Below are 24293 nucleotides of genomic sequence, written 5' to 3' on the forward strand. Positions count from 1 at the left end.
ATATTCGTTATCGAAGTGATATCACTTTGATCGCGTCACTGACAAGCAGCATCGCTGCGAGATGCTTTCAAAGCTGTCGTTCCGGCCTTGCAATCGCCTCAAATTCGAGAAACTTGAGGCAAGCTCGCGGACGCCCTGTTACAGGGTCGCGACAATAGTGCGCGTGTGTGTCCACAGGGGTTTCTACCGAATGCGTAAACTGCTCGCGACCGCTGCGGCGCTCGCTCCGCTGATGGTCGCCACCGGCGTTCAGGCGGAGGTCGTCGTCTCGACCATCCGTACGACCCCGATTCAGACCTCGAACGCCACCGGTTCGGCGGCGGACAACATCCGATTCGCCTCGGGCGGCGGAACCAATCTGTCGTCCGGCACGGCCGTGACGATCGATTCCAACAACACCCTGACGGTCGACAGCGGCGCCAACGTCAATATCGAGAACGCGGCCGACAATGCGATCGCCGTCCAGGTCAACGGCGGCGTGACCACGACGGTTTTGATCAACGGCCAGGTCCTGGTCGCCGACACCCTGACCTCCTACCCGGACACCGACAGCGACGGCGACGTCGATGGCCCCTGGGCCGTGGGCACGAACCGCTACGGCGTGCGTCTGTCCGGCGCGGGCGCCGTGACCGGCAACATTGACATCGGCACAAGCGGCGTCGTTCAGGTCGAGGGCAATAATTCGGTCGCCGTCGCCATCGACACCAATCTGATCGGCAACCTGACCAACCTCGGCACGATCAACGTCTTCGGCGACAATTCCGCCGCCTTCCGCACTACGGCGGCGGTCACCGGCAACATCACCCTGGACGGCACCCTCGCCTCCAGCGGCGGCAATTCCTCGGCGGCCCAGATCCTCGGCGACGTGTCCGGCCGCCTGACCATCCAGGGCGCCCTGACCTCCAGCGGCTATCGCTACAACGCCCAGGGCACCGACGCCTTCATCAAGGGCCTTGAGCCCGAGGACCTGCTGCAGACGGCCTCGACCGTGATCGTCGGCGCCAATGTGGCGGGCGGCGTGGTCTTCGACGCCCCCCCGGTCGACCTCGACGCGAACAATGCCGAGGAAGACGGCGACGGCCGCCTCGACGCCAGCGAAGGCACCGCCAATATCCTGGCCTATGGCTCGGCCCCGGCCGTGACCATCGGTTCGGCGACCCAGTCGATCACCCTGGGCGCCGCCGGCACGACCGCCGATACCGCCTATGGCTTCATCAACAGGGGTTCCATCGTCGGCAACGGCATCTACGACGGGATCAACGGCAATGCCGTCCTGTTCGGCGGCGGCGCCGGCCAGACCGTCAATGTCGCAGGCGGCATCTTCAACGCCGGGACCATCGCCGTCCTGGCGAGCGAAGCCAACGCCACGAGCCTCCATCTGGCGGCCGGCGCCTCGACCCCGATCCTGCGCAACGACGGCTTTATCACTGCGGCCTCTGCCACCTCCGCGACCAGCACCGTCAACGCGATCCGCATCGACGCCGGCGCTAGCCTGCCGTCGTTCGTGAACAACGGTTCGATCCTGGCGACCTCGGGCGGCGGGACGGCGAACATCGCCACCCTGGTCGATCTGAGCGGCACCCTGACCTCAATCGTGAACACCTATTCCTTCCAGGCCAATCTGGTGGCGAACGCCGACGGCGATCCGGTCACGGGCACGGCGGTGGCCATGGATCTGCGCGCCAACACCTCGGGCGTGACCATCACCCAGACCGGAATCCTGAGCGCCACCGACAGCGTCCTGGACGACACCGACAACGACGGGGTCGACGATGTCGACGAGCCCATCCTGGTCGGCAACGTCCTGCTCGGCTCGGGCGCGGACACCATCAACGTCCAGAACGGAACTTGGGTCGGCGACATAGCCTTCGGCGCCGGAGCGGACGCCCTGAACATCACCGGCGGCGCCGTCGTCAGCGGCGCCCTCAGCGACACCGACGGCCTGCTCAACGTCAATGTCGCCAACGGCACCCTCGAAGCCCGCCAGACCAGCCAGCTGAACGTCACCGGCCTGAATGTCGGCGCGACCGGCACCCTGCTGGTGGCGCTGGACCCGGCCACCAGCACGACGGCGGGCGGTTTCAAGGTCAACGGCACGGCGAACATCGCGACTGGCGCCACGCTCGGCATCCGCTTCACCTCGCTGCTTCAATCGCCCCAGCGGTTCACCCTGATCCACGCCGACACCCTGAACTACGGCACGGTCAACTCGGGAGCCGTCCAGGAGAACTCGCCCTATCTGTTCGTGGTCTCGGCCGGCGCCGATGTGGCCGCCGGGGACGTCTATATCGACGCCCGCCGCCGCACCGCCTCTGAAATCGGCATGATCGGGGTCGAGTCCCAGGCCTTCGACGCGGTCTACAACGGCCTGGCCGCCAACTCCGCCCTGCAGTCGGCCTTCCTGTCGGAGACGACGCGCGACGGGCTGATGAACCTGTACGAACAGACCCTGCCCGACCACTCGGGCGGCCCCCTGCTCTCCCTGGCCAGCGGCGTCGACGCCGTGACCCGCGCCCTGACCGGCCGCAACGCCTCCGCCGGCGTCGGCGAGACCAGCGCCTGGGTCCAGGAAATCAATTTCTACGCCGACAAGGACAAGACCGACACCTACGGCTTCCGCTCGGAAGGCTTCGGCGTGGCGGGCGGGGTCGAGACCGGCACCACCCTCGGCGCCGTGGGTATCTCCCTGGCCTTCACCTCCTCCGACATCGAGGACCCCGAGGCCGAGGCCCAGGAGATCCTGTCGGCCAGCCTGGTCGAACTGGGTCTCTACTGGCGCGCCCAGGGTCAGAACTGGACGACCTGGGCCCGCGCGGCGGCCGGCTATGCGACCTTCAGCGCCGACCGTTCGCTGGTCGGCGACGGCCTGTACCTGAACAACCAGTCGGACTGGAACGGCTTCTCCCTGGCCCTGGCCGGCGGCGCATCCTACGAGCGGAACTTCGGCCGTCTGAACATCCGTCCGGAAATCTACGCCGAGTATTTCGGCCTGCATGAGGGCGCGCGCACGGAATCGGGCGGCGGCGACGGCTTCGACCTCGACATCGACGAGCGCGACGGTCACCTCCTGACGGGCGTGGCGGCGGTCAACATCGGCTACGGCTTCGGCTCCAACGGCTGGATCCGCCCCGAGGTCCGCCTCGGCTGGCGCCAGAACCTCTCGGTCGATCCGGGCGAGACCATCGCCCGCTTCGCCTCGGGCGGTTCGTCCTTCACCCTGGACCCGACCAATATCGAAGGCGGCGGCCCTATCGCCGGCTTCCGCCTCTCGGTCGGCAACGAACTGGGCATGCTGACCATCAACGCCGACGCCGAGATGCTGGAAGACTACGTCCGCTACACCCTGCTGCTGCGGGCCAGCTTCCGCTTCTGATCCCCGGGATCAGGCCAGACCAAGAAAAGGCCGCCGGATCGCTCCGGCGGCCTTTTTGCTGGCCCGTCGCCGTCCGGGCGAGCCGGTGCGGAGCCTTTGCCCCCGCCAGGGATTGAACAGTCTCGCTTGCAGACGGACCCGGCCTTGACCTCAGTGCTTCAGACGATCCGTCACCGCGCCGCCCGCCTCGGCGACCTTGGCCGGCGGCGCTCGTCCCTGCTGCGGCGCGTCCCGCCCCTGCCCGTCCTGATCGAGATGGCGGCGCGTATCGGCTACGGCGCCCGGGGCTTTGTCTATGCCTCCGTCGGCGCCCTGACCCTGATGGCGGCGCTCGACCTCGGCGACCGGGCGGTCGGAACGAAGGGGGCGGCAGTCTGGCTGGCCCAGCAGCCGTTCGGACGGCTGTGGCTGGTCCTGCTCGGCCTGGGCCTGTGGGCCTTCGTCGGCTGGCGCATTCTGCAGGCTGTCTTCGACGCCGATCGCGAAGGCTCCAGCGCCCGCGCCCTTCTGCTCCGCGCGGGCCAGGCCGTGAGCGGTCTGTTCTACGGCCTGCTGGCCTCGGGCGTGTTCGAGCTGCTGGATGAGGTGGGGCCGTCGATGGCCGTCGAGGACGTCGCCGAAAACCAGCGCAAGGCAGAGATGCTTCTGGCCTTGCCGTTCGGCGACGCCTTGCTGATCGGGGTGGGACTGGTGGTCACGGCCGTCGGGGTGGGCAACATCATCAAGGGCTTCAGCAGCGATTTCGGCGAGACCCTGGCCTGTTCGGAGCGTCTCTGCCGCCGACTCTCGCTGATCGCCCGAACCGGCTATGTGGCGCGCGGCCTGGCCTATCTGCCGCTGGCGGTGCTGGTCATCCTGGCCGGCTGGCATGCGCGGTCCAGCGATGTCGGCAGCTTCGGCTCGTCTCTGGACGCCCTTGAACGTCAGCCCGGCGGGTCCTGGATGCTGGGGCTCACGGCTGTCGGTCTGGCGGCCTTTGGAACCTTCGCCTTCGTCGAGGCCCGGTTCCGCAAGATCCGCGCGCCTCGCGACCTCAATCCGCTCTAGCGCGGTCTCGCGGGCCAGGGGTGGTAGGCGGCGACGGGTTCGAACCGCCGACCCTCTCGGTGTAAACGAGATGCTCTGACCAGCTGAGCTAGCCGCCCTCACCACGTCGCGGCGACCTGTCGGTATGACGGCCGCGCGTTGGAGGAGTGCTTGTGCCCGTCCCGGCCTATCCGTTCAAGACGCTTTTCAGCCCTTCGCCCAGGCGGAAGCGGGCGGTGCGCGAGGCGGGGCGGCTGATGGTGGCTCCGGTCTGGGGATTACGGGATACGCCGGCCTTGCGGTCCACGACCACGAAGGCGCCGAAGCCGACGATGCGCACGTCGTCGCCCTTCTTCAGGGCTCCGGTGACGGTGTCGGTGAAGGCGTCGAGCGCCAGCCGGGCCTGGTCTCGCGTGATGTCGGCGCCGGCCGCCATGGCGGCGATCAGTTCGGCCTTGGTCATTCTTTCAGCATCCCCTTCCGGATGCGTCGCCGCATCCATCCCCGTGAAGCCCCTCTGGAGAATCAGTAAGGCGGGGATTTGGGCTCGCGTCAAAAGAGAAACGCGGCCCGGGAGGTCCCGGACCGCGCTTTTCGTACCTAACGTCGGGTCAACCGTAAGGCTGAACCACGATCAGTGGCTGACGACCGCCGAGCCGTCCGTGGCGGGCGGCGGGGTGGGGTTCAGCGGCTCGGCCGCCTCGTCCCACTCGACGGGGGTCAGGCTGCCGACCAGGGCCCATTTGAGCGCCTCGTCCGCCGTGGAGATCGGCACGATCTCCAGCGCCGACTTCACATTGTCCGGCACATCGGCCAGATCCTTCTCGTTCTCCTGCGGGATCAGCACCGTCTTGATGCCGGAGCGCAGGGCGGCGAGCAGCTTCTCCTTCAGGCCGCCGATGGCGGTGACCCGGCCGCGCAGGGTGATCTCGCCGGTCATGGCGATGTCCTTGCGGATCGGGATGCCGGTCAGGACCGAGACCATGGCGACCGTCATGGCCACGCCGGCCGAGGGACCGTCCTTGGGCGTCGCGCCGTCCGGCACGTGCACGTGGATGTCGGTCTTCTCGAACACCGGCGGCTTGACGCCGATGTTCAGGGCGCGGGCCCGGACGTAGGAGGCGGCGGCGGAGACGGACTCCTTCATCACCTCCTTGAGGTTGCCGGTGACGGTCATGCGGCCACGGCCCGGCATCTTGATCGCCTCGATGGTCAGGATGTCGCCGCCGAACTCGGTCCAGGCCAGACCGGTGACGATGCCGACCTGATCCTCCTCGTCCGTCTCGCCGTAGCGATACTTCTGGACGCCCGCGTATTCGGCCAGCTTGGCCGCATCGACGGTGATGGAGTCCACGCCGGTCTTGGCCATTTCGCGCACGGCCTTGCGCGCCAGGCCGCCGAAGGCCCGCTCCAGCGACCGCACCCCGGCTTCGCGGGTGTAGTAGCGGATCAGGTCGCGGATGGTCTCGTCAGGCACCACGAACTCGGCCGGCTTCAGACCGTTGTCGGTCGTGACCTTGGGCAGGACGTGACGCTTGGCGATCTCGACCTTCTCGTCCTCGGTGTAGCCGCTGACCCGAATGATCTCCATCCGGTCCATCAACGGTTGAGGCATGTTCAGGCTGTTGGCCGTGGTGACGAACATGACGTTGGACAGGTCGTAGTCGACTTCCAGATAGTGGTCGCCGAACGCATTGTTCTGGGCCGGATCCAGCACCTCCAGCAGGGCCGAGGACGGGTCCCCGCGCCAGTCCGCGCCCAGTTTGTCGATCTCGTCCAGCAGGATGAAGGCGTTGGTGGTCTTCACCTTCTTCATCGACTGGATGATCTTGCCCGGCATCGAACCGATGTAGGTCCGACGGTGACCGCGGATCTCGGCCTCGTCACGCACGCCGCCCAGCGACATGCGGATGTATTCGCGGCCGGTCGCCTTGGCGATCGACTTGGCGAGCGAGGTCTTGCCGACGCCGGGAGGGCCGACGAGGCACAGGATCGGACCCTTCAGCGAGTTGGTGCGGGCCTGGACGGCCAGATACTCGATGATGCGTTCCTTGACCTTCTCCAGGCCGTAGTGATCCTCCTCGAGGATGTCCTCGGCCTTGTTGAGATCGATCGGCTTCTGCTTGGTCTTGCCCCACGGAATCGACAGCAGCCAGTCGAGGTAGTTCCGGACCACGGTCGACTCGGCCGACATCGGGCTCATGTTGCGCAGCTTCTTGACCTCGGCCTCGGCCTTGGCGCGCGCTTCCTTGCTGAGCTTTGTCTTCCGGATGCGCTTTTCCAGCTCCATGATCTCGTCACGGGCGTCGTCGGTCTCGCCCAGCTCGCGCTGGATCGCCTTCATCTGCTCGTTCAGATAATATTCGCGCTGGGTCTTCTCCATCTGGCGCTTCACGCGCGAGCGGATCTTCTTCTCGACCTGCAGGACCGAGATTTCGCCCTCCATCAGGCCATAGACCTTCTCCAGGCGCGCCGGGACCGCGATGGTCTCCAGCAGGGCCTGTTTGTCGGCGATCTTGACCGACAGGTGTGCAGCGACGCTGTCGGCCAGCTTGGACGCCTCGGTGATCTGGGGAATGGAGCTGAGGGCCTCGGGCGGGACCTTCTTGTTCAGCTTCACATAGTTCTCGAACTGCTCGACCACGGCGCGCAGCAGGGCCTCGGACTGGGCCGGTTCGCCGGCCTCGTCGTCGATGGTCTCGGCCTCGGCCTCGAAATACTCCTCGCGGTCGGTGAATTTGGTCAGGCGGGCGCGGCCCTTGCCTTCGACCAGGACCTTCACGGTGCCGTCGGGCAGTTTCAGCAGTTGCAGCACGGTGGCGAGGACGCCAACCGGATAGATGGCTTCAGGCGTCGGATCGTCGTCGACGGAGTTCTTCTGGGTGGCCAGCAGGATCTGCTTCTCACCCTTCATGATCTCATCGAGGGCGCGCACAGACTTTTCGCGACCCACGAACAGGGGCACGACCATGTGCGGGAAAACCACGATGTCCCTCAGAGGCAACACGGGCAGGGTTTTGGTCTCGGTCATTCTACTTACTCCCGGGCCATTGGAGATCTCCGGCCCGTCGTTCCGAAAAGCCCCGCGACATGCAGCGACCCCACGAAACGACCCGTCGATTCCGACGGCGCTCAAGGGAGTATGTGGTCTCACGGCCTCAGGGTTCAAGCGTGACCGGTCAACGGTCCACGGAAGCGTGATCCGCCGGTGACGCTGGACGGTTCGCGCGCGCCTTTCGCCGCATACGGAACAAACGCGCGCGATCGGTCCGACAGGCGCATTTCGGCTCCGGCGCTCTCTGTGGCGGCCGAAACTCACTTTAGGCGGGGATTTGGCCTTAACGGGCCGGATTTCGGCGCAGACAAGCCCTTCAGAGGAAACGCAGTTCCTGCAGGTCGACCTCGCGGACCAGCTTCTTGCCGGTGTCGGAATCGATTTCGCGGGCGCGCATCAGCCGGCCGAGTTCGTCGCGCTCGGCCCTGAGACCTGTCAGGCGGAGCTGGCGCTCGATCTCGTCCAGACGGCGGGAGACATTGACGTCGTCTTCGTCCGTGCGGGTGCGGGTCTCGATGCGCTGTCGGTACAGCGCCATCAGTCGGGCGGCGATGTCAGTGTAGATATCCGGGTCCGGCTTGCCCTCGGAAAGGGCGTGGGCCTTGTCCTCGATGGCCTGAAGCGCGGCTTCGGCGGCGGCGACGCGGGAGCGATCCTCCTCCTGCTGGTGCGAGGGTTCGGGCGGCAGTTCGATGTTCCGCATCAGCCCGGGCAGGACCAGGGTGGCCAGCACCAGGGAGACGATGATCACCCCGGCGGCGAGGAAGATGGCCAGATTCCGCGACGGCATCTCGGATCCGTCGGCGAGGACGAACGGCAGGGTCAGGATGCCGGCCAGGGTGATGGCCCCGCGGACGCCGGCCATCGACATCACCATGGTCAGGCGCAGGCCGACCCTCGGAGGCGGGGCGTCCTGCCGCCGGCGCAGCAGGGTCATCTTCAGCGAGGTCCACACCCAGATGAAGCGCAGGGCCGCCAAGGCCGCCACGATGGCGAAGACATAGACGGCCAGCCACCAGACCTCGGGCCGGGAGGTGCCACGCACCACCTCGGCCGCGCGGGCGAGGATCGAGGGCATCTGCTCGCCGAGGATGACGAAGATCACCCCGTTGGCGGCGAACTGGACGGTGTCCCAGACGACGGCGCGACGGATGCGGGTCGTGGCCAGTTGCTGGGTCTGGCCGCGCTCGGTGAAACTCATGGTGATGCCGGCCGCGACGGCCGCGAGTATGCCCGAGGCGTGCAACTCCTCGGCGGCGAGATAGGCGGCGAAAGGGATCAGCAGGCTGACCAGAATCTGGGCCCCCACGTCCTCGCCCCACTTCCGGCTGATCACGTTCTTGGCGAGGGAAATGGCCAGGGTCATCAGAATGCCGACAACGACGCCCGCAAGGGCCAGCCAGGCGAAGGTCCCGACCGCGTTGCCGATGGAGAAGGCGCCCGTCGTCGCCGCCAGCACCGCGATCCGCATACAGGTCAGGCCCGTGGCGTCGTTCAGCATCGACTCGCCCTCGAGAATATGCATCAGCCGCTTGGGGATGGGCACGCGGGCGGCGATGGCCTGAACCGCGATCGGGTCGGTCGGCGACAGGATGGCGGCGAGCGCAAAGGCCACCGGCAGCGGCATCTCCGGGATCATCCACCAGATCAGGAAGCCCAGCCCCACGACGGTGAACAGCACCAGCCCGAGAGCCAGCTCCAGGATGATCGCCCGGTCGCGGAACAGGGCCTCCTTGGGGATCCGCCAGCCGTCGAGGAAAAGCAGCGGCGGCAGGAACAGCAGGAAGAAGATGTCCGGCTTCAGGTCGATCGTATGGCCGGTGATCAGGACCACCAAGGCCCCCAGTGCGATCTGCACCAGAGGCAGGGCGATGCGGGTCATCCGCGCCACCGCCCCCGAGACCACGACGGCCAGAAGCAGCAGCAGGACGGTCTCGATCACCGCCATACGGTCAGGCGCCCATATCGGGATAGAGGCGCTCGAACCGGCCCAGCGCCTGCGGAGCCAGACGGACGACGACATGGGTGCGGCCCTCGTCGTCGGTGTCGCGGAAGGTGACCCGCCCGTGCTGATACAGCCAGGCCAGGGCGTCGCCCTGCTCCGGCTGCAGCGTCAACCGCGTCTCCGGATCGTCGTCGATCAGGGTGGTGATGACGTGACGCAGAGGTTCGATCCCCTCCCCGGTCCAGGCCGAGACCGCGACGGCCTTGCCCTCGGCCGCCAGACGTTCCGCCTGACCGAGAACGGCCTCACGGGCCTCCTCGTCCAGCAGGTCGGTCTTGTTCCAGACCTCCAGCACCCGGCGCGTCTTGCCCTCGGGAATCTCGATCTGTTTGAGGACCTGCTCGACGTCCTTGGCCTGGGCCGCGCTGTCCGGCGAGGCGATGTCGCGGACGTGCAGGATCAGGTCGGCCTCGCCCACCTCTTCCAGCGTGGCGCGGAAGCTCTCGACCAGTTCGTGCGGCAGGTCGGAGATGAAGCCGACGGTGTCCGCCACGATGGCCGGCCGGCCCTGCGGCAGGCGGATGGTGCGCTGGGTGGTGTCCAGGGTGGCGAACAGCAGGTCCTTGGCCAGGACCTCCGACCCTGTCAGCCGGTTGAACAGGGTCGACTTGCCCGCGTTGGTGTAGCCCACCAGGGCGATGGTCGGGAACGGCGCCTTCTGCCGCTGCTTGCGGTGCAGGCCGCGCGTGCGGCGCACCTCCTCCAGCTCGCCCTTCAGACGGACGATGCGGTCGGCGATCAGGCGGCGGTCGAGTTCGATCTGGGTTTCGCCGGGGCCGCCGGTCGAGCCGGTGCCGCCGCGTTGCCGCTCAAGGTGGGTCCAGGTGCGGACCAGGCGCGAGCGCTCATAGTCGAGCCGGGCCAGTTCGACCTGCAGCCGGCCTTCCTTGGTGCGGGCGCGACGGCCGAAGATCTCGAGGATCAGGCCGGTGCGGTCGATGACCTTGCACTCCCAGGCCTTCTCCAGATTGCGTTGCTGGACGGGGGTCAGCTGGTCGTCGACGACCACGGCCTCTGCCTCGGCCGCACGGACCAGGGCCGCCAGCTCCTCGACCTTGCCCGCGCCGAACAGGGTGGCGGGGGTCGTCTTTCGAAGGCGCACGATCTCCTCGGCGCGCACGTCGAGGTCCAGCGCGCGGGCCAGGCCCGCCGCCTCTTCCAGCCGTTCCTCCGCCAGTCGGGAGCTTTCGCTGCGCCCGTCCGGATGGATGACGATCGCGCGGATCAGGGGAACGGAATGGTCGATCAGTTTTGAAGTCAAAGGGTCTCTGAAACTCGGAAAGGGTGAAGAGTGCTAGTGAGCGAGGGGTGAGCGCGACCGCGACGCCCCGCTCGACCATATCTGGCGCACTAGCCCATATAGTAGGCGAAGGCGTGCCCCGCATCGGCTCACCCCTCGCTCACTAGCACTATTCACCGAAACACCCACGACCTCCCGGCCGAAAGGATCAGTCCTCGTCGGCGTCGGGCTCGTAGAGCTGGACCGGGGCCGAGGGCATGATGGTCGAGATCGCGTGCTTGTAAACCAGCTGCGACTGGCCGTCGCGGCGCAGCAGCACGCAGAAGTTGTCGAACCAGGTCACGATGCCCTGCAGCTTGACGCCGTTCACGAGGAAGATCGTCAGCGGGGTCTTGGTCTTGCGGACCGAGTTGAGGAAGGTGTCCTGAAGGTTCTGACGCTTGTCTTGCGACATGGCAGGTTAGTCCTGTTCTTGCTTGTTACGCCCGCCGGGGAGAACGGGGACCGGATCGAAGCGCCCGGCCCGGTCACCTTAGACGCCAGCGAACCGCCGCCGCAACCGCCGGAATAGCTTAATCAGTCGCTTAAATGGCGTCGCGCCGCGCCGCTTCAATATATCGCGCCCTCAGTCTGGTCGCGACCGGGCCCGGCTTGCCGTCGCCGATCTTCGCCCCGTCGATCGAGATCGCGGGCGTCACGAAGCCGCTGGCGGAGGTGTAGAAGGCCTCCCTGGCCGCCTTGGCCTCGTCCACGCTGAACGGGCGTTCGTCCAGTTCGAAGCCCTCGGAGGCGAGGATGTCGAGCACGGCCGCGCGGGTGACGCCGCGCAGGATGTTGGCCTGCGTATCCCGCGTCCTGAGCTTGCCGTCCTGATCCACGATCCAGGCGTTTGTCGAGGAGCCTTCCGTGACCAGACCCGTTTCGTCGACGAACCAGGCCTCGGCGGCGCCGCGTTCCTTGGCCGCCTGTTTGGCGAGGACGTTGGGCAAGAGGCCCACCGTCTTGATGTCGCAACGGCCCCAGCGGATGTCCGGCTGGGTGACCACGGCGACGCCCTTCGCGGCCTGGGCCTCGGATCGCGGGTAGTTCAGGTTTTTCGCGGTGACGATGACGCTCGGCGGCGTGCCCTCGGCGGGAAACGCGTGGTCGCGTCGGGCCGTGCCGCGCGTGATCTGCAGATACACCAGGCCGTCGCGCACCCGGTTCCTCCGGATGGTTTCGCGCAGGACCCGGGTCAACGCCTCCTTCGTCATCGGGGCGGGAATGCGCAGCTCCGACAGGCTGCGGCCCAACCGGGTCATATGGCCCTCGTAGTCGGCCAGCCGTCCGTCGAACACGGCCCAGACCTCATAGACGCCGTCGGCGAACTGGAAGCCGCGATCCTCGATATGGACCGTGGCCTGTCCGTGCGGCTGGTACTGACCGTTGACGTAGGCGACGCGTGACATCAGTCCAGACTTCCTTCGTCGTCCTCGCCGCCGCGCGACGGCGACACGCCCAGCGACTTCAGCTTCCGGTGCAGGGCCGAGCGCTCCATGCCGATGAAGGCGGCGGTGCGCGAGATATTGCCGCCGAAGCGCATGATCTGGGCGGCCAGATACTCACGCTCAAACACCTCGCGCGCCTCGCGCAGCGGCAGGGCGATGGTGCGCTCCGCCCCCATGGAGGCGCCGGAGTTGGACGAGGCCACCTCCTGCGGCAGCATCTCGGCGCTGATCGGGTCGTTGAGGTCTCCGGTCGCCAGGATCAGCAGCCGCTCGACATTGTTCCTCAGCTGGCGGACGTTGCCCGGCCAGGGATGGACCTGCAGCACGGCGACGGCGTCGTCGCCCATGCGCCGGCGCGGCAGACCCTGCGAGCTCGACAGGGTGTCGATGAAATAGTCGACCAGTTCGGAGATGTCCTCGCGGCGCTCCGACAGCGGTGGAACGCGGATCGGCACCACGTTCAGGCGGTGGAACAGGTCCTCGCGGAACCGGCCCTCAGTGATCTCGACCTTCAGGTCGCGCGAGGTCGAGGTGACGACGCGGACGTCGACCTGGACGTCCTGTTCGCCTCCGACCCGGCGGAAGCGCTGGTCGACGAGGACGCGCAGGATGCGGCTCTGGCTCTCGCGCGGCATGTCGCCGACGTCGTCGAGATACAGGGTTCCGTTGTGGGCGCGCTCGAACACGCCGATCTTCCGCGGACGGCCGTCGGCGCCCTCCTCCCCGAACAGTTCGACGTCGAGCCGTTCCGGGGTCATGCCGGCGGCGGAGATGGCGACGAACTCGCCACGGCCGCGCGGGCTGGCCTCGTGGATCTGGCGCGCAACCAGCTCCTTGCCCGATCCGGGCGGACCCGAGATCAGGACACGGCTGTTGGCCGGTGCGACCTTGGAGATGGTCGAGCGCAGGGCCTGGGCCGCCGCCGAACGTCCGATCAGGCCGGTCGGCACCGAAGCCTGGGCGCGCAGGCGGCGGTTCTCGCGCTTCAGGCTGGCGGCCTCCAGCGCGCGTTCGATGACCACCACCAGCCGGTCCGACTTGAACGGCTTTTCGATGAAGTCATAGGCGCCGCGCTTCAGGGCGCTGACGGCGGTTTCGATATTGCCGTGGCCCGAGATCATGACGACCGGCAGGTCGGCGTCCAGCGCCTTGACCATGTCGAGCAGCTCCAGCCCGTCCATGCCCCCGCCCTGCATCCAGATGTCGAGCACCAGGAGCGTGGGCTTGCGCGCCCGGATGCCCGCCAGGGCCTCCTCGGCGTTGGAGGCCACGCGTACGCCGTGGCCCTCGTCCTCGAGCAGGCCCGAGACCAGTTCGCGAATGTCCGCCTCATCATCGACGATCAGGATGTCAGCGCCAGTTGAACGCATATCGCCTCGCTATTCGGCCGCGACCACACCGGACGCGCGGGCGTCGTCGGCAGCCTTGGGGTGGGGTTTCAGGGGGAAGATCAGACAGACCCGCGCGCCATGCAGGGTCTCCGCGTCGGCCAGCTTCAGCTCGCCGCCATGGTCCTCGCAGATGCGTTTGACGATGGCGAGGCCGAGGCCGGTGCCCTTCTCGCGGGTGGTGACATAGGGCTCGGTCAGGCGGTCGCGGTCGCGCACCGGCAGACCCTTGCCGTCGTCCTCGATGGCGAAGGTCGCGAAACCGTTGTCGACCGACAGCTTCGCGATGATGGCGGGCGCGTTCTCGACCGCGTCGGGCGTGCCGAGACGGCGCGCGGCGACGGCCTCGCCGGCGTTCTTGAGGATGTTGGCCAGCGCCTGGCCGACCATGCGCCCGTCCGCCTGGAACTTCACATTCGGCAAGGGCTCGACCAGTTCGACGGCGATGTCGGGCGCCGCGACCCGTTGGGCGAAGACCGCCTCGCGCAGCAGTTCGGCCGGGCTTTCGGCCGTGAAGCGCGGCGTCGGCATCCGGGCGAAGGACGAGAACTCGTCGACCATCCGGCCGATGTCGCCGACCTGGCGGATGATGGTGTCGGTGCAGCGGTCGAAGACCTCGACGTCGTCGCCGATGCGCGCCCGGTACTTGCGCCGCAGCCGCTCGGCCGACAGCTGGATCGGGGTCAGGGGGTTCTTGATCTCATGGGCGATGCGGCGAGCCACGTCGCGCCAGGCAGCGTTGCGCTGGGCGGTGACCAGACGGGTGATGTCGTCGAAGGTCAGGACCATCTCGCCGCCCTGCCCGCCCTCGATGCGGACGCGCAGACGCCGGGTCTCGCCCTCGCGCGCGACGTCGATGTCCTCTTCGATATGGGCCTCGACCCGGCCGACAAGTTCGGACAGCTCCGGCGCCACCTGGGCCAGCGGCTTGCCGTGAACCTCGGACTCGTCGATCGACAGCAACTGCAGGGCGCTGTCGTTGATGGCCGAGACCCGGCCGCGCCGGTCCAGACCGATGACGCCCGCGCTGACGCCCGACAGCACGGTCTCGATGAACAGGGTGCGGGACTGGGCGTCCTCGCTGGCCGTCTTCAGCGCCGCCTGCTGGTGCTCCAGGTCGCCGGTCATCCGGTTGAAGGCCTCGGACAGGTCGGCGATCTCGCCGGGAGCGCCCTGGTTGTCGACGCGGGCGCTGAGGTCGCCGCCTGCCACCTGATCCGCGGCCTTGATCAGCCGGCCGATAGGGCCGGAGATGGCGCTGGCCGCCGACATGCCCAGCCAGACCGCGCCGACCAGCACCAGCAGCGCCGTCTCCAGATAGCTGAGGGCGAAGGCCGACTGGATGCGGGCCCGGCTCTCCTCGGCCTCGCGATAGCCCTGGATCGACTGCACGGCGGCGCGCATCTGGGCCACCAGACCCGGCGCCAGCGGTCGCACGACATAGAGATAGGCGTCGCCATAGCCCGGCAGCGGATAGAGGGCGCGGACGGTGTCGGGGTTCTCGGTGACCTGAACCGGGGCGTCCTGCCCCTCGGCGGCGATCTCCAGCGCCGAGAGCGGCGGGGCGACATAGGGCGGCGCCTCGGGCAGTTCGCCCCGCGCCAGAACCTCGCCCTCGCCGTTCAGAATATAGACCGCCGGATAGCCGAAGAAGTCGGCGATCTGGGTCAGGGCGCCCGTGAACTGGATGCGGTTGTCGAAGACCTGCCGCACCCCGCCCAGCTCGTTGGACATGGCGCCGAGGTCGCGGGTCATGCGGCCGCCGACGTCAGCGATATAGGCCTTGCCGATCGAGGCGCCGTTATCGACGGCGTCCTGGACGTTGCGGCTGAACCACTGGTCCACGCCCCTGTTGACCAGCACCCCGAACACCAGGGCGATCAGAATGGCGGGCACGACGGCCACCAGCGAGAACAGGGCCACGAACCGCAGGTGCAGTCGGGCGCCCGGATCGGTGTTCCGGACGCGGACCAGCCGCATCACCTGGGCTCCGATGATGACCGCCAGAACCCCGATCAGAAGCAGGTTGGCCAGAAGGATCAGCAGCACGGCCTGACCGGCGATGGCGCGGGCCCCGCCATCGGCCGTGGCGCCGGGCGCAATGGCCACCAGCCAGATCGCCGCCGCCGCCACGATGACCGCACCGCCGTAAGCCGCGCCGAACAGGGCGCGCGCCCGTCCGGCCGCGAACCGCGCCCAGAGGCTGGGCTCGGTCTCGGTCGCCGTCAGGGCTGCGTCATTATCGGCGCCCGGCAGGGAGGCGGGTGTGTCCGTCATGCCGCATCAGCTTCGACCAGCTGTGGCGAAAACTCAACAGGCGAGTTGCCGAAATGAGCCAACGGTAACCAAAGGTTTTTCAGCTCCCGGATCACGGCCTCGGCATCGTCCAGCCGACACAGCCGCGACTTGGCCGCACGCCGCTCGGCCGGGTCGGCGGGCCAGGGCGCCTGTTCGACATACCAGCCCAGATGTTTGCGGAACATCTTCAGCCCCACCGGCCCGTCGTAGAAGGCGACCGAGGCCCTCAGATGCTCGGCGACGATGGCGAGACGCTCTTCCGGCCCGGGCTCCTCCAGCTCGGTTCCGTCGGCCAGGGCGCGGTCCAGATGGGCCGCCAGCCAGGGACGGCCATAGACGCCCCGGCCGAGCATCAGGGCGTCGGCACCGGACCGCTCCAGCGCCTCGCGCGCCTGACCGGCGGTGATGATGTCGCCATTGACGATGACCGGGATGCCGACGGCCGCCTTGACCTCGCCCACAGCGTCCCAGTCGGCGACGCCGGTATAGAACTGCTGGCGGGTGCGGCCATGGACGGTCACGGCGGCGACGCCCAGTTGCTCGGCCCGTTTGGCCAGCCAGGCGGCGTTGCGGCTGTCGTCGTCCCAGCCGAGGCGCATCTTGACCGTCACCGGGCGGCTGACCGCGCCCACGGCGGCGGCGATCAGGCGCGAGGCCAGGTCGGGCGTGCGCATCAGGGCCGAGCCCGAGGCCGCGCCCGTGACCTCCTTGGCCGGACAGCCGAAATTCAGGTCGATGATGTCGGCGCCGGCCGCCTCGGCCATGCGCGCGCCTTCGGCCATCGCGCCGGGATCGCGGCCGACCAGCTGGATCACCGTCAGGGGCAGACCGCCGCCGACCGCCGCGCGCCGCACCACATCGGGCCGCCCGCGCGCCAGCTCGGCCGAGGCCACCATCTCGGTCGCCACATAGGCCGCGCCCAGTTTCGAGGCGAGCAGACGGAACGGCAGGTCGGTGACCCCCGTCATCGGCGCCATCAGCACCCGGCCGGCGATCAAGACGTCGCCGATCTGCAAAATGTTGCGCGAACTGTCCGTCATCGGCCCTTTCCGCCGTCTTCAGCCCCTCTCGTCAAGCCGAACCGGGGCGATTAGAAGGCCGCCATGACATTCGCCGCCATCGTCGTCGCCGCCGGAACCGGCTCCAGAGCCGCTAACCCTGCCGGTATCGCGAAACAGTGGCGGCTGCTAGGCGGCAAACCCGTGCTGCGCTGGTCCGTCGAGGCCCTGCTGGCGGCGGGCGCGGACGATGTCGCGGTCGTGGTCTCCGAGGACGGGCATGAGGCGGCGGCGGCGGCGCTTTCGGGCCTGACCGGCTGGCGTTCCGTCACCGGCGGCGCGACCCGGGCCGACTCGGTCCGCGCCGGACTGGCCAGCCTCACCGGCCCCGCCGACCAGATCGTCCTGATCCACGACGCCGCCCGGCCGCTTCTCGGTGAGGCCGTGATCCGACGCCTGCTGACCGCGCTGGACACCGCCGACGGCGCCCTGCCCGCCCTGCCCGTCGCCGATACGCTGAAAAAGACTTCAGGCGACGCCATCACCGGCACGGTCGATCGCGACCACCTGTGGCGCGCCCAGACGCCCCAGGCCTTCCGCCGCGACCGGCTCGAGGCCGCCTGGGCCAACTGGACCTCCGCCGGGAGCCCCACCGACGACTGCGCCGTGGTCGAGGCCGACGGCGGCAAGGTCGTGGTCGTCGAGGGCGACGCGCGACTGATGAAACTGACCTTCCCCGAGGATTTCGCCATGGCCGAGGCCCTGATCGCATCTGAAACCCGTATGCAGACCCGCGTCGGCTCCGGTTTCGACGCCCACCGCTGGGGTCCCGGCGGCTCCGTCTGGCTGTGTGGCGTGGAGATTCCCCACGACCAGACCCTGATCGGCCATTCGGACGCCGACGCCGGCCTGCACGCCCTGACCGACGCCATCCTCGGCGCCCTGTGCGACGGCGACATCGGCGACCACTTCCCGCCCACCGACCCGAAGTGGAAGGGCGCGTCGTCCGACCGCTTCCTCGAATATGCGGCCGAGAAGGTCACTGCGCGCGGCGGCCGCATGGTCCACGTCGACGTGACCCTGATCTGCGAGCGACCCAAGGTGAAGCCGCACCGTCAGGCCATGCGCGAACGCATCGCCGCCATCCTGTCCCTGCCGCTCGACGCCGTCAGCGTGAAGGCCACGACCACCGAGGCCATGGGCTTCACCGGTCGCGGCGAAGGCCTGGCCGCCCAGGCCGTCGCGACGATCGAGCTGCCCGCCGCCTGAACAAAGCCTCCTGAGCCCCTACGGCTGTTCCCACTGCGCCTTCAGGTGCCGCCACAGGGAGCCGAACAGGTTCACATAGTCATCGGTCCAGGGCCGCACCTTCGGATCGGGCAGGTTCTCCCAGCGTCGGTCCGCCGTGAACTCGGCCAGCCCCTCCTCCGTCGGCGACAGGATCAGGACCTCCGTCGAGGCCTCGGCCATGTCGGGCGCGTTCTGGTCCTCGAAATAGATCTGGTGCAGGTGCGGGGCCTTCAGCGCCCTTGCCGCCGCCTCGGCCGGGCCGGTGATGTCGAGGTTGCGGTTCGACAAGTGCAGGATGACGACGCCGGTGGGTTTGAGCAGCCTCAGATAGCCGGCGATGGCCTCTTCCGTCAGCAGATGGGTCGGCACCGAGTCCGATGAGAAGGCGTCGATCAGCAACAGGTCGTAGGTCCCCGCCGGCTGCTTGACCAGCGACAGCCGCGCATCGCCCAGCACCGTGTCGATCGTCCCGCCCGGCCCGTTCTGCTTCGCGCAGCCGTTGATGAAGCTGAACCATTTCGGATCGCGCGACAGCCGATCGACCATCGGATCGATCTCGAAGAAGGTCAGCCGGTCCTCGGCGCGCTTGTAACCGGCCATGGCGCCGGACCCCTGCCCCACCACCCCGATACGGATACCCCAGGCGCGGCTCTGCACGGCTTGCGTCACCTGGCCAATGGGCGTCGCCGGCGCGTAGTAGAGGGTCGGCTTGCAGGCGAAGGCCGGATCGCGCGGCTGGGCCCCGTGCAGGGTCGTGCCGTGCATCAGCACATGGACGCTGCCGCCCAGCCGGTCGTCGGTCTGGTCCGCCACCCGCATGACGCCGAAGAAGCTGCGCTCCGTCAGGGCCCAGTCATAGCCCCGGCCGATCGACAGGGTGACGATGGCGATCAGGGCGCTGATGATCACATAGGCCGGCATCCGGTCGCGGATCATGAAGGCGGCGATCATCGCGAACATCAGGATCAGCTGGGTCGTCTGCTCCATGGAGACATTGACGTTGCGGCTCCAGGCCCAGGCCAGGTCCCAGTTGGCGTCGAACACCCCCTTGAGCACGATGGGCGCGAGACAGATCAGAACGGCCGCGACAAACGTATAGACCTCCCATTTGCGGATCGGCGTCCTGCTGCTGGGCCGCGCCAGCCCGACCAGGACCAGCACCAGCGGATACTCCAGCACCGTCCTGAAGATCACGGGCGCCAGCAGGGCCGTGAAGGCGCCCCCGACCACCCCGCCCAGCGACATCAGCAGATAGAATTCCGTCAGCCGGTCCGGCGCCGGCCGCCGCGCCGCCAGCCGCTGGTGACACATCAGGGCCAGGAAGAAGAACGCCGACAGATGCAGGCCGAACATCATCGCCCAGTTGCCCGACCGCGAGGCGGTGAAGGCGATGCAGACGATGCCCACGGCCGCCGCGATCATCAGGGTGATCGGCAGCGGGATGATCGGCTTGTTCTGGAAGGCGATGACGAAGGTCAGCAGATACAGCGCCAGCGGGATCACCCACAGGAAGGGCGCCGAGGCCACGTCGGTCGACAGATGGGCCGTCACCCCCAGCATCATGCTGGACGGTCCCGCCGCCAGCAGCACCAGCACCGCCTTCTCGCGCCAGGGGATGGCCGGACTGGCCGGCAGGGCCCCAGGCTCTGAGGCCACCGCATCGTCCAGCCGCCGACGCCAGACCAGCCAGGCCAGGGCCACGATCAGCAGCATGAAGGTCGCATAGCCGCCGCTCCAGCTCGCCCTCTGGCCCGACAGGGACATCAGGGGTTCGATCACGACCGGATAGGCCAGCAGGGCGAGGAAGCTGCCGAGGTTGGAGGCGGCATAGAGGACATAGGGGTTCTGGCCGTCCGCATGACCGGCGCGAACCCGCGCGTACCAGGCCTGCAGCAGGGGCGCGGTCGCCGACAGCACCGCGAACGGCGCCCCGACCGACAGGGTCAGGGTGGCCAGCAGCCAGCCGATCGGCGCCGCCGGATTGGGCTCGCCCAGCAGGCCGCTGATCTTCAGCGGCAGGAACAGTCCAGCCAGCAGCAGCAGCGCCAGGTGAATGGCCAGCTGCGATCGCACCGCCTTCAGCCGCTGCAGGGCGTGGGCGTAGGCGTAGCCGGCCAGCAGGGCGGTCTGGAAGAAGACCATCGAGGTGTTCCACACCGACGGGGACCCGCCCAGCATCGGCAGCACCAGCTTGGTGACCATCGGCTGGACCACGAAGACCAGGGCCGCCGAGGTGAAGATGGCCACGGCGAACAGGACCGGCGCCGGATTGCGCATGGGTTCGCTGGCGACGCTGTCGATATCGGTGTCGGTCATAGGCGCTCCGTCACGGTTCGGCCGGTCGACAGACAGGCGGTCTGTCGTCACCCTAGGCCGACTCGCAAGTGGTTCGGATAGGACAATGTTTCCCGAAGAGATTGAGGCATTGGCAAAGGCTGTGATCACCGCCGCCCTGGAGAACGAGATGATGATCGCCACGGCCGAGAGCTGCACCGGCGGCCTGGTGGCGGGCGCCCTGACGGCGGTCGCGGGGTCCTCCGCCGTCGTCGACCGGGGCTTCGTCACCTATTCCAACGAGGCCAAGAACGAGATGCTGGGCGTGCCCATGGATCTGATCGCGACCCACGGCGCCGTGTCCGAGCCGGTCGCGCGAGCCATGGCGGTCGGCGCCGTGGCCCAGTCTCGCGCCGGCCTCGCCGTCTCGATCACCGGCATCGCCGGACCCGGCGGCGGCTCGGCGGAAAAGCCGGTCGGCCTGGTCCATTTCGCCGCAGCCGATGCGGCGGGGGTGGTGCATCAGGAGCATCGCTTCGGCGACCTGGGCCGCGAGGCGGTGCGACTTGAGAGCGTCAAGGTCGCCCTGACGATCCTGCTGTCGCGGCTGACTGCATGATCCCCCCCGTTCTCATCGACGCCCGCGGCCATCGCTGCCCGGTGCCGTCGCTGCGGCTCAGGAAGGCGCTGGAGGGCGCGCCGCCCGGAACCCGCGCCACCCTTCTGGCCACCGACCCCATGGCGCGGATCGACGTGCCGTTCCTGATGAGCGAACTGGGCGGCCGGGTGATCGAAATCTCGGACGCCGACGGCGTCCTCAGCCTCAACGTCGAGACTGGCGCCGTTCCGACAGGCTGACGACGCGGCCGGCGTCGCCGCCTTCGGGCTGGGCGTCCGGCTTGCCGCGCGCGCGCCAGGCGATCTCCATTTCGGTAGCGAAGGCGCCGCCGTAGAAGATGGCGTTGATGTTCCACGACAGCCATATCAGCAGCACCACCACGGCGCCGACCGAGCCATAGGTCGCGCCCAGCGACGCCACCTGCTCGACATAGATGGCGCAGAGCCATGACGAGATCATCGACATGACGGTCGCCACCACCCCGCCGGTGATCGAGGGCGCCCAGGCGACCTTGGTCCGGTGCGACATGGCGTAGCGGTAGAGCAGCGACAGGCCGAGCGCGAGACCCAGGGCGGGCCACAGACCGTCGATCGGCAGGGCATGGCCGCGCGTCGTCGTCGCCGTATGCTCCATCAGCCGCGAGGTCACGACCGCGCCCGACACCACGGTGAACAGGACGAAGGCGAACAGGGCCACGAAGAAGGCCAGCAGATTGAATTTGAAGAAGCCGTGCGGCTCGGTCTCGTCGTGAATCAGGTTCAGACCGGCCAGCAAGGCCTTGAACCCCCGATGCGCCGCATAGGCGCCGATGAACAGGGCGAAGGCGCTCTGGGCCGAGACGGTGCGCGCCCCGACACTGGCCAGCCGCTCGACCTCCTGCTGGAAGATGGCGCGGGCGGCATGGGGCAGCATGTCGGCCAGAGCCACGGCCTGTTCGCTGACCTGGCTGATCGACAGCACGGCCTTGTAGAAACCGATCAGGATGGCGATCGCCGGAAACACCGCCAGCAGGGCGAAGAAGGAGACCCCGCCCGTATAGAGCATCACGTCGCGGCCCCAGCTGCGCGTGAAGGCCCGAACCGCCAGCTTGCCCCAGAAGACCGGAGAAAGCCTGCCCGTGTGACCTTCGGTCTCGACGTCTGTCGTCTGTCCGCTCAAGCCGGCCCCACCGCACTATTAAGCAGGCGACTCTTAGCGGAAAACGCCCGCGAGGGAAGCGTACGAAAGTCGTACAAAGTTTTCCCCCTACGGCTCTGCATTGCCGTTGCGTCGGCGGGGCGGCCATCGTTATGGTCCGCCGACTTCGCGCGGGGTATAAACCCGTGGTTTTGCGAGGCTTAGGAGACGACTAATTGGGCCCCGATCCTCGCGTTCTGGTCGTCGCTGAGACGGACGATCTGGTCGGGCCGCTGTGCCGCGGCCTCGACGCCCTGGGCTGGCGGACCCTGACCGCGCGGTCGGCTCCGGCCGCCGTCGCCGCCCTCGACGACTTCACCCTTGAAGCCGCCGTTCTGGACGCCAGCCATCCCGGCTTCCCCGAAATCGCCCAGTTGCTGCGCGAAGCCGCCGGCGACCGGCGCCTGTCCATCATCGCCATCGGCCAGAACGCCGACGCGTCCGGCGTCGACCTGGCCATGTCCGAACCGCCGCATCCGGCCCAGGCCGCCCTGCGCATCGAACACCTGATGCGCGCCGCCATCGCCGAGGAAGAGTTCCGCCTGCGCCAGGCCACCTTCGCCCTGCACGGCGCCACCCTGAGCGCAGACCAACCCGACCCCGCCCCGCTCAAGATTCTGGTCGCAGGCGGCGCCGATCCGCGCTTCATCGCCCTGTCCAACGCCCTGACGGCGGCGGGAGCCGAGGTGGTGGCGGCGCCGACGCCCTATACGGCCTTCGACTATCTGCATGAGGCCGCCTTCGACGCGGCGGTCCTGTGGGGCGCCCCCGACCATGCGCCCGCTCTGTCGATCGCGGCGGGGATGAAGCGCAACACCCGCCTCTATCACATCCCCCTGATCCTCTATCTGCGCAGCGCCGGCGAGATCAATCTGGCCGAGCTCTACAACCGGGGCTTCGCCGACATCGCCGCCGCCGATACGCCCGAGGCCGAGACCGCCTCGCGCGTCCTGGGCCTCGCCGCCTCGCACCGCCGGCATCAGGCGATCCGCAAGGCGCTGGAGACCGCGCGCGGCTCCGGCCTGATGGATTCCTCGACCGGCCTGTTCACCCGCGAACTGTTCGCCGCCCACCTCGCCCGGCTGGCCGAGGGGGCGAAGTCGCGCCGCCGGGCCCTGTCGGTCTGCGTCCTGCGCGTCGCCGACAGCGACAGCCTGGCCCATGCCCGCGCCGGCGGCTGGCTGGACCGCGCCATGCCGCAGATCGGCGCCATGGTCTCGCGTCTGGTGCGCGTCGAGGACACCGCCGCCCTGCTCGCCCCCGAGGTCTTCGCCCTCGCCCTGCCCGCCACCCCCGGCCCCGCCGGACGTTTGGCCGCAGAGCGTATCGCCGCCGTCGTGGGCTGCACCGCCTTCGACGCCGGCCCCGACCGTTCGCCCTTCGTGGTCGAGTTCGACGTCGGCTCGGCCGAGGTCTCCCCCGGCGAAAGCCCCGCCTCCGTCCTCGAACGCGCCTCCGCCGACCTGTCGCGCCGCAAGCACGAGGCGGCCCGCGCGGCGGCTCAGGCGCATCAAGCCTAGACGCCTTGGTCAGGAAGTCGGCGACACTCGACCTTCGGTGAAGAAGCCGTTCCAGCCCTCGGCGCTGACCACGCGGCCTTGCGACATCTTGAACCTGACGGTCACATTGTCTGCCGTTTCCGCATCGAAGAATTCGATCTCGACGTCGTAAGCGTCGCATCCGTTCACCCGGATCGGGATTCCGGCCCGGCTGCCATACCGAAACTTTTCGAACCCCAATCGGCTCGCGAATTCGTGGGCGGCGGGGACACCCTCAGCCGCCGGCGCATCCGAGACATCGCCGATGACCAACGTAAACCCGGCCCCAGGAGCCACAAGTTCCACAAGTCGCTCATCGCTGGCCCAGCCCGGCTGCCTCGCCCGAGCGACCATCTCGATCGCCCGAGCGCTGAGCGTATGGTAAAGCTCCCCGAGCCAGACAGACGACCCGAGCTCACATGTCGCGGCCTCCTGTGGTTCCGCCGCCAAAACGGGCGAAGCCGCACCACAGAGCAACACAATCGCGGTCGCGACTACTTTGGCCGATCCGGTGCGCATGCTGAAG

The 24293-nt window shown here is 68.3% G+C and carries 18 protein-coding genes and 1 tRNA gene; 6 read left to right on the forward strand and 13 right to left on the reverse strand.

The genetic code is table 11. From position 1 onward, the window contains the following. Positions 1-190: 190 nt before the first annotated feature. Positions 191-3373 carry an autotransporter outer membrane beta-barrel domain-containing protein gene (locus tag IFJ75_RS07715; RefSeq protein WP_207932009.1) on the forward strand — a complete coding sequence of 1061 codons (3183 nt, stop codon included), beginning with the start codon at positions 191-193 and terminating at the stop codon, positions 3371-3373. Positions 3374-3526: 153 nt separating this feature from the next. Continuing rightward, complete coding sequence (locus tag IFJ75_RS07720; protein ID WP_207932522.1) at positions 3527-4420, forward strand: DUF1206 domain-containing protein; 894 nt, start codon at positions 3527-3529, stop codon at positions 4418-4420. A gap of 21 nt (positions 4421-4441) precedes the next feature. On the opposite strand, the gene IFJ75_RS07725 is transcribed toward IFJ75_RS07720, so the two are convergent. The 10 genes from IFJ75_RS07725 to dusB form a co-directional block, all read right to left on the reverse strand. Beyond that, positions 4442-4518, reverse strand: a tRNA-Val gene (locus IFJ75_RS07725). Positions 4519-4586: 68 nt separating this feature from the next. Continuing rightward, positions 4587-4862 carry an HU family DNA-binding protein gene (locus IFJ75_RS07730; RefSeq protein ID WP_207932010.1) on the reverse strand — a complete coding sequence of 92 codons (276 nt, stop codon included), beginning with the start codon at positions 4860-4862 and terminating at the stop codon, positions 4587-4589. Between the two features lie 171 nt (positions 4863-5033). Beyond that, positions 5034-7430: an endopeptidase La gene (gene lon, locus IFJ75_RS07735; protein WP_207932011.1), complete on the reverse strand. Its 2397-nt coding sequence runs from the start codon at positions 7428-7430 to the stop codon at positions 5034-5036. A gap of 340 nt (positions 7431-7770) precedes the next feature. Continuing rightward, positions 7771-9402 carry a Na+/H+ antiporter gene (locus IFJ75_RS07740; RefSeq protein ID WP_207932012.1) on the reverse strand — a complete coding sequence of 544 codons (1632 nt, stop codon included), beginning with the start codon at positions 9400-9402 and terminating at the stop codon, positions 7771-7773. 4 nt (positions 9403-9406) lie between these two features. Beyond that, the gene (hflX, locus tag IFJ75_RS07745) at positions 9407-10720 is read right to left on the reverse strand and encodes a GTPase HflX (RefSeq protein ID WP_207932013.1); all 1314 of its coding nucleotides are present in this window, start codon (positions 10718-10720) and stop codon (positions 9407-9409) included. Between the two features lie 187 nt (positions 10721-10907). After that, positions 10908-11153 (reverse strand): RNA chaperone Hfq, encoded by a 246-nt coding sequence (hfq, locus tag IFJ75_RS07750; protein ID WP_131249128.1) that lies wholly within the window; start codon positions 11151-11153, stop codon positions 10908-10910. A gap of 130 nt (positions 11154-11283) precedes the next feature. Further along, a complete protein-coding gene (locus IFJ75_RS07755) occupies positions 11284-12147 on the reverse strand; it encodes a D-amino-acid transaminase (RefSeq protein WP_207932014.1) in 864 nt (287 codons plus the stop codon). After that, on the reverse strand, positions 12147-13556 hold the full coding sequence (gene ntrX, locus IFJ75_RS07760) for a nitrogen assimilation response regulator NtrX (RefSeq protein ID WP_207932015.1): 1410 nt from the start codon (positions 13554-13556) through the stop codon (positions 12147-12149). The genes IFJ75_RS07755 and ntrX overlap by 1 nt, the downstream gene beginning before the upstream one ends. 9 nt (positions 13557-13565) lie before the next feature. After that, positions 13566-15851 (reverse strand): sensor histidine kinase NtrY-like, encoded by a 2286-nt coding sequence (locus IFJ75_RS07765; protein ID WP_207932016.1) that lies wholly within the window; start codon positions 15849-15851, stop codon positions 13566-13568. After that, complete coding sequence (gene dusB / locus IFJ75_RS07770; protein WP_207932017.1) at positions 15848-16912, reverse strand: tRNA dihydrouridine synthase DusB; 1065 nt, start codon at positions 16910-16912, stop codon at positions 15848-15850. The genes IFJ75_RS07765 and dusB overlap by 4 nt, the downstream gene beginning before the upstream one ends. Before the next feature lie 63 nt (positions 16913-16975). On the opposite strand from dusB, the gene IFJ75_RS07775 reads away from it, so the two are divergent. Next, positions 16976-18139, forward strand: a complete 1164-nt coding sequence (locus tag IFJ75_RS07775) for a bifunctional 2-C-methyl-D-erythritol 4-phosphate cytidylyltransferase/2-C-methyl-D-erythritol 2,4-cyclodiphosphate synthase (RefSeq protein ID WP_207932018.1) — start codon at positions 16976-16978, stop codon at positions 18137-18139. Between the two features lie 18 nt (positions 18140-18157). Here the strand turns inward: IFJ75_RS07775 and IFJ75_RS07780 are convergent, their stop codons facing one another. Then, the gene (locus tag IFJ75_RS07780) at positions 18158-20476 is read right to left on the reverse strand and encodes a fused MFS/spermidine synthase (RefSeq protein ID WP_207932019.1); all 2319 of its coding nucleotides are present in this window, start codon (positions 20474-20476) and stop codon (positions 18158-18160) included. An 85-nt stretch (positions 20477-20561) separates the two neighbouring features. Between IFJ75_RS07780 and IFJ75_RS07785 the strand changes: the two genes are divergently transcribed. Both IFJ75_RS07785 and IFJ75_RS07790 read left to right on the forward strand, forming a co-directional pair. Beyond that, the gene (locus IFJ75_RS07785) at positions 20562-21053 is read left to right on the forward strand and encodes a CinA family protein (RefSeq protein ID WP_207932020.1); all 492 of its coding nucleotides are present in this window, start codon (positions 20562-20564) and stop codon (positions 21051-21053) included. Then, positions 21050-21292 (forward strand): sulfurtransferase TusA family protein, encoded by a 243-nt coding sequence (locus IFJ75_RS07790; protein ID WP_207932021.1) that lies wholly within the window; start codon positions 21050-21052, stop codon positions 21290-21292. Before IFJ75_RS07785 ends, IFJ75_RS07790 begins: the two co-directional genes overlap by 4 nt. Here the strand turns inward: IFJ75_RS07790 and IFJ75_RS07795 are convergent. Further along, positions 21258-22211 (reverse strand): YihY/virulence factor BrkB family protein, encoded by a 954-nt coding sequence (locus IFJ75_RS07795; protein ID WP_225897044.1) that lies wholly within the window; start codon positions 22209-22211, stop codon positions 21258-21260. The genes IFJ75_RS07790 and IFJ75_RS07795 overlap by 35 nt on opposite strands. 194 nt (positions 22212-22405) lie before the next feature. On the opposite strand from IFJ75_RS07795, the gene IFJ75_RS07800 reads away from it, so the two are divergent. Then, positions 22406-23749, forward strand: a complete 1344-nt coding sequence (locus tag IFJ75_RS07800) for a diguanylate cyclase domain-containing protein (protein ID WP_207932022.1) — start codon at positions 22406-22408, stop codon at positions 23747-23749. A 9-nt stretch (positions 23750-23758) separates the two neighbouring features. Here IFJ75_RS07800 and IFJ75_RS07805 read toward each other — a convergent pair whose 3' ends face one another. After that, positions 23759-24286 (reverse strand): hypothetical protein, encoded by a 528-nt coding sequence (locus IFJ75_RS07805; protein WP_207932023.1) that lies wholly within the window; start codon positions 24284-24286, stop codon positions 23759-23761. Positions 24287-24293: the final 7 nt, after the last annotated feature.

The sequence above is a fragment of the Brevundimonas goettingensis genome (assembly GCF_017487405.1).
Classification (GTDB): domain Bacteria; phylum Pseudomonadota; class Alphaproteobacteria; order Caulobacterales; family Caulobacteraceae; genus Brevundimonas; species Brevundimonas goettingensis.

What these genes read in the sequence shown, in the direction of transcription:
- IFJ75_RS07715 (WP_207932009.1), top strand. Translation starts at nt 191, where the DNA reads ATGCGTAAACTGCTCGCGACCGCTGCGGCGCTCGCTCCGCTGATGGTC.
- IFJ75_RS07730 (WP_207932010.1), bottom strand. Translation starts at nt 4,862, where the DNA reads ATGACCAAGGCCGAACTGATCGCCGCCATGGCGGCCGGCGCCGACATC.
- lon (WP_207932011.1), bottom strand. Translation starts at nt 7,430, where the DNA reads ATGACCGAGACCAAAACCCTGCCCGTGTTGCCTCTGAGGGACATCGTG.
- IFJ75_RS07740 (WP_207932012.1), bottom strand. Translation starts at nt 9,402, where the DNA reads ATGGCGGTGATCGAGACCGTCCTGCTGCTGCTTCTGGCCGTCGTGGTC.
- hfq (WP_131249128.1), bottom strand. Translation starts at nt 11,153, where the DNA reads ATGTCGCAAGACAAGCGTCAGAACCTTCAGGACACCTTCCTCAACTCG.
- IFJ75_RS07755 (WP_207932014.1), bottom strand. Translation starts at nt 12,147, where the DNA reads ATGTCACGCGTCGCCTACGTCAACGGTCAGTACCAGCCGCACGGACAG.
- ntrX (WP_207932015.1), bottom strand. Translation starts at nt 13,556, where the DNA reads ATGCGTTCAACTGGCGCTGACATCCTGATCGTCGATGATGAGGCGGAC.
- IFJ75_RS07765 (WP_207932016.1), bottom strand. Translation starts at nt 15,851, where the DNA reads ATGACGGACACACCCGCCTCCCTGCCGGGCGCCGATAATGACGCAGCC.
- dusB (WP_207932017.1), bottom strand. Translation starts at nt 16,912, where the DNA reads ATGACGGACAGTTCGCGCAACATTTTGCAGATCGGCGACGTCTTGATC.
- IFJ75_RS07775 (WP_207932018.1), top strand. Translation starts at nt 16,976, where the DNA reads ATGACATTCGCCGCCATCGTCGTCGCCGCCGGAACCGGCTCCAGAGCC.
- IFJ75_RS07780 (WP_207932019.1), bottom strand. Translation starts at nt 20,476, where the DNA reads ATGACCGACACCGATATCGACAGCGTCGCCAGCGAACCCATGCGCAAT.
- IFJ75_RS07785 (WP_207932020.1), top strand. Translation starts at nt 20,562, where the DNA reads ATGTTTCCCGAAGAGATTGAGGCATTGGCAAAGGCTGTGATCACCGCC.
- IFJ75_RS07790 (WP_207932021.1), top strand. Translation starts at nt 21,050, where the DNA reads ATGATCCCCCCCGTTCTCATCGACGCCCGCGGCCATCGCTGCCCGGTG.
- IFJ75_RS07805 (WP_207932023.1), bottom strand. Translation starts at nt 24,286, where the DNA reads ATGCGCACCGGATCGGCCAAAGTAGTCGCGACCGCGATTGTGTTGCTC.